Here is a 4877-nt window from a genome sequence, read left to right on the forward strand (position 1 = left end):
GGCCCACCCCGTCTGCCGCCGACATCGACTCCGGCGTCGGTTCTTCGAGCTCACCGGACAACGCCAGCCGGGCCGTCTGGGCGGCATCGCGCAGCGCGTCGAGCTCCGAGAGCCGGCGGATGTCGGCGATGATCGCCTCGTCCTCACCGGGAAGTGGTGCGACCGCGTCGATCTCCTGGATTCCGAAGCTCAGCCGGTCGGCTTCCTGGGCGAGTTCCCGGGCGCGATGACGACGGTCGGCCAGATCCCGACGCGCCTCGAGCCACTCCTCACGGGCCCGGCGGTATCGGGTCAGCGGCTTGTCCACCTCGGCGAACCGGTCCAGCGCGGCCCGCTGCTCGTCGGGCCTCATCAATCGCAACTGGTCGTTCTGCCCGTGCAGCGTCAACACCTGGGCGGTGAAGTTGCTCAACGATTTCGCCGGCACACTGCGCCCACCCAGGTACGCGCGTGACGGCCCGGCCCGGCTCACCGAGCGGGCCGCGATGACACTGCCGTCGTCATCGCGCTCGGCACCGGAGGACTCCAAGATGTCCTCCACCCGCACCGATACGTCCTCGCCGAGTTCGCTTGTGCTGAACCGGCCTTCGACGACCGCGCGATCAGACCCCGACCGCACCCTCGTGGCGTCCGCGCGCGCCCCGCCGAGCAGATGCAGGCTGGTCACCACCATGGTCTTGCCGGTACCGGTCTCACCGGTCAGCACGGTCAACCCCCGGTCGAATTCCGCGGTGGCGGCGCTGATCGCGCCCAACGACTCGATACGAATCTCTGACAGCACGGCGATCTACTGTCCCCGCCATCCGGTGACCGGCAGCCGGAACTTGCGTACCAACCGATCGGTGAACGGAGCCGAGTCCAGCCGTACCCATTTCAGCGGCGTCGCGCAGCGGGTCACCTCCAGGCGGCCGCCGGCCGGCACCACCATTTCGCGCCGGCCGTCGCAGAACACCAGGGCGTCATTGCCGCTCGCCTCGATCTCGATGGCGATGTTGGCGACCGGACTGGTCACCATCGGGCGGGCGAACAGCGCGTGAGCGTTGTTGGGCACCACCAGGATCGCCTCCAGATCCGGCCACAGCACCGGGCCGCCCGCGGAGAACGCGTAGGCCGTCGACCCCGTCGGTGTCGACACCAGCACACCGTCACAGCCGAAGGACGAGACGGGGCGACCGTCGACCTCCAGCACCACCCCGAGCACCCCGAGCCGGGGACCCTTCTCCAGGCTGGCTTCGTTGAGTGCCCACCCCCGGTTCACCACGTCGGCACCCGATCGAACGACGACGTCGAGGGTCATCCGCTCCTCGATGCGGTAGTCGCGCTCGATGATGCGCTCGAGCACGTGGTCGATGGCCTCCGCTTCCGCCTCGGCCAGGAAGCCGATGCGGCCCAGATTGACGCCCACCACCGGGATCTCGACGTTGCGGGCAAGTTCGGCGGCGCGCAGGAACGTACCGTCGCCACCGAGGACCAGCACGAGTTCGCAGCCCTCGGCCGCCCGTTCGTCGGCGTCGACCACCTCGATGTCGACACCCAGCGCCCGCATGTCGTCGGGCGCCAGGTGCAACGGGCCACGGTCCACGGCCTCGGCCGAGAGCACCTTCAGGCCAATACCGTTGTCGCCGAGCACTTTCTCCACCCGGCGGGCGACTTCGGTCGCCTCATCCCGGCCGGTGTGCACCACCAGCAGGATCGTGCGTTCAAGCGTCATTGCGGGCCCTCCTCAACCGCCCGCCGCACCGCCTGTTCGAGCATCTCGCCCTCCAGTGCGCGGTCGGTCCCGGTACGCAGGTGCAGAAAATATTCGACGTTGCCCGATGGCCCCGGGAGCGGGCTGGCCGTCACATCGACAGCATGCCACTGCAAGGTGGCCGCCTTGCGGGCGACCGTACACACCGCGTCGACCCGCAGCTCCGGATCGGAGACGACGCCGCCGGCGCCCACTCGATCCTTGCCGACCTCGAACTGCGGTTTCACCATCGGAACGATATCGGCGTCGGTGGTGGCACAGGCCGTCAACGCCGGGAGCACGGTGGCCAGCGAGATGAACGACAGGTCAGCCACGATCAGCTGCACCGGTCCGCCGATCGCCTCGGGCGTCAGCTCCCGCACATTCGTGCGTTCCAGTACATGTACGCGCTCGTCCGAGCGCAGCGACCAGGCCAACTGCCCGTAGCCGACGTCGGCGGCCACCACCTCGGCCGCGCCGCGATCGAGCAGCACCTCGGTGAAACCTCCGGTCGAGGCCCCGGCATCCAAACAGCGCCGTCCCTCGACAGCGACGTCGAACGCATCGAGCGCACCGATCAGCTTGTGTGCACCCCGCGACACCCAGCTGCGCTCCTCGGTGGCGAGCACCGTGATGTTGGTATCTGAGGCCACTGCGGTCGCCGGCTTGGCCGCGGGCATCCCGTCGATGCGGACCCGGCCGGCCTCGATCAGCTCAGCGGCCTGCTGGCGGGACCGGGCCAGCCCGCGTCGCACCAGCTCGGCATCAACACGAGCGCGCCGTGCCACCTGCGCTCACCTTCCGGTCGCCTGCGGTCCGCCCGGTTGTCCCCTGTCGACGGATTCGAGAGCGGCCACGAGCAGATCATGGGCCTGTTCCAGCCGCGCGGCCACCACGTCGATGTCCGTGCCGTCGAGGGCCGAGGGGTCCGCGGCCGGATCCGGCACGTCGGCCAAGACGGCAGCCACCTGCGCGCGTAGCTCGTCGGGATCAGTAGTCATAGCGACACTCACGCTAGTCGATGACACCTTCATCGACCGGCACTGACAGCAATGACCATCGTTGCAACGCCGCGCGCGCGGTGTCGTCCCCGCCCGTCACCGTGACAGCGCCGTCGGCCTCCGCGCTCCACACCGCGTGTGCGGTGGCTCGTATCACCGACAGGTCGTCCTGTGGCTGCTGGCCGGTGGCATGAACCGTGACCGTCGACGTGTCGATGTCGACCCGCCACGCGTCTTGTGGCGCGATCCGCAGGACATCGGCATCGGTGTGCAGTCCGCGCAGATCCGCCGCCAAAAAGTCGGGACGCTGTGCCGGCACCGCATGTACGGCCTCAGCGGCGGTACTGACGCCGGTGAGCACCATCAGGCTCGGCAGTCCGGCGGCGACGGCGCCGGCGATGTCGGTGTCGAGCCGGTCACCGACCACCAGTGGCGCGGTGAACGATCCGCGGCCCAGTGCGTCGTTCATCAATGTCGGTTGCGGCTTTCCGGCCACCAGCGGTTCCCGCTCGGTCGCGGCGCGCAGCGCGGCCACCATCGAGCCGTTGCCCGGAAGCAGGCCGCGTTCGGTCGGCAGGGTCAGATCCACGTTGGCGGCCACCCACAACGCCCCGGCGCGGATCGCCAGCGCAGCCTCGGCCAGATTCGGCCACGCGGTGTCCGGGGAGTGCCCCTGCACCACCGCGACCGGTCCCTCGTCGAATGTCCGTACCGGGTGCAGGCCGACATTGCGTACCTCATCGGCAAGGGCCTCCGCCCCCACCACGAGAACCACCGAGCCCGACGGCAAATGGGCGGCAAGCAGGTGCGCCGCACTCTGGGCACTGGTCACCACATCGTCGGCGTCCGCAGTGAACCCGAGCTCGCGAAGATGTCCGGCGACCTGACCGGGAGCACGTGAGGCGTTGTTGGTCACGTACAGCACCCGGGCCGATACCGCGGCCAGGCTGTCCAGCGCGCCCGACGTGGGCGCGTGGCCACGAAAGACCGTGCCATCGAGATCGAGCAGCAGGCAATCATGTTGCCGTGCAAGCGCCGTCACGTCAGGAAAGCTCCGTGATCCGGTCTTCGGCGTCGGTGATGCCTTCGAGGTCGGCATGCGCAGCGTGGAGGAACCACTGCAACGCCTCGTCCCGGCGGCCCAGTGCCAGCAGGGTGTCGGCGTAGACGTAGAACAACCGGGCCGACGTCGGTCCGAGTGCGGTCGGGTCGAGCGGTGGGGTGGACAGGATGGCCAATGCCTGTTCGAGCTGGCCGAGATCCGATCGGGCGCCGGCTGTCACGATGCGCAGCTCGTCGGCGTCTTCGCCCGTCAGCGCGGCAGCCTCGTCGCTGCGGGCCAACTCCAACGCCCGCTCGGGCCGTCCCACACCGCGTTCGCAGTCCGCGATCATCGGCAACAACGCCGACTTACTGCCCATCCGCCGGGCCGCACGCAATTCGGCCAGCGCCTGAGCCCAATCTCCGCTGTGATACGCCGCGATTCCCACGGCTTCACGAACCACCGCGATCCGCCCCGCCCGATTACGGGCCGATCGGGCATGGGCGAGGGCCGTTTCCGGGTCCTCGTCGAGCAACTTGCCGACCATCACGAGGTGACGCGCGACGAAGTCGGCGGTGGTCTTGTCGAGGGTGACCAGTTCCCGACGGACATCGGGAGCCAATTCTTTTGCTTCGACATCAGCCGGCAACTTCGGGCCGTCATTTCTGGGCTCGGCATCGTCGGTGGGCTGTGCCGAACGGGCCCGGCCAGGTCCGGACACCCGTGGGGCGCCGGAGCGCTGGCCCCGGCCCTGTTGATCACGACCACGCTGATCGCGGGGACGCCGCGGTCCTGAATTGCTGGATGCGCGGTCGTTCGATGCACGCCGCGGGCGCCGCTCTGCGTCGCCTTGTCTGTCTCCGACCACGTGTGCCTTTCTACCCGCCCTTGTGAGCAAAGGATACTGGCAGCGACCACGGCCGACATAATCATCCCGATGCCGGCCCATTGAGTATCGAGATATAACTGCCAAAAGAATTGAGTCATAAAAGCGAATCGCCCCCCACGCATAAACGTGGGGGGCGATTCTTAATTTGTGTTCGGCGGTGTCCTACTTTTCCACCCGTGTGGGTAGTATCATCGGCGCTGGCAGGCTTAGCTTCCG

6 protein-coding genes are annotated in these 4877 nt (G+C 68.4%); all 6 read right to left on the bottom strand.

Going from position 1 to position 4877, the window contains the following annotated elements:
• On the bottom strand, positions 1-781 hold a 781-nt coding region (locus A5699_RS01050), incomplete at its 3' end, for an AAA family ATPase (protein ID WP_157561026.1).
• A 6-nt stretch (positions 782-787) separates the two neighbouring features.
• Positions 788-1711: an NAD kinase gene (locus A5699_RS01055; protein WP_067764152.1), complete on the bottom strand. Its 924-nt coding sequence runs from the start codon at positions 1709-1711 to the stop codon at positions 788-790.
• Entirely contained in the window at positions 1708-2517 is an 810-nt protein-coding gene (locus tag A5699_RS01060) for a TlyA family RNA methyltransferase (RefSeq protein ID WP_067764154.1), read from the bottom strand. The genes A5699_RS01055 and A5699_RS01060 overlap by 4 nt, the downstream gene beginning before the upstream one ends.
• 6 nt (positions 2518-2523) lie before the next feature.
• Positions 2524-2730 (bottom strand): hypothetical protein, encoded by a 207-nt coding sequence (locus A5699_RS01065; RefSeq protein WP_067764156.1) that lies wholly within the window; start codon positions 2728-2730, stop codon positions 2524-2526.
• A 13-nt stretch (positions 2731-2743) separates the two neighbouring features.
• On the bottom strand, positions 2744-3772 hold the full coding sequence (locus A5699_RS01070; RefSeq protein ID WP_067764159.1) for an HAD-IIA family hydrolase: 1029 nt from the start codon (positions 3770-3772) through the stop codon (positions 2744-2746).
• A gap of 1 nt (position 3773) precedes the next feature.
• Positions 3774-4640: a tetratricopeptide repeat protein gene (locus A5699_RS01075; protein WP_082957513.1), complete on the bottom strand. Its 867-nt coding sequence runs from the start codon at positions 4638-4640 to the stop codon at positions 3774-3776.
• Positions 4641-4877 lie beyond the last annotated feature (237 nt).

This window comes from Mycobacterium sp. E802 (assembly GCF_001666875.1).
In the GTDB taxonomy this organism is placed as follows: Bacteria; Actinomycetota; Actinomycetes; order Mycobacteriales; family Mycobacteriaceae; genus Mycobacterium.

Coding starts and splice junctions, on each gene's coding strand:
- A5699_RS01055 (WP_067764152.1), bottom strand. CDS start 1,711: ATGACGCTTGAACGCACGATCCTGCTGGTGGTGCACACCGGCCGGGAT.
- A5699_RS01065 (WP_067764156.1), bottom strand. CDS start 2,730: ATGACTACTGATCCCGACGAGCTACGCGCGCAGGTGGCTGCCGTCTTG.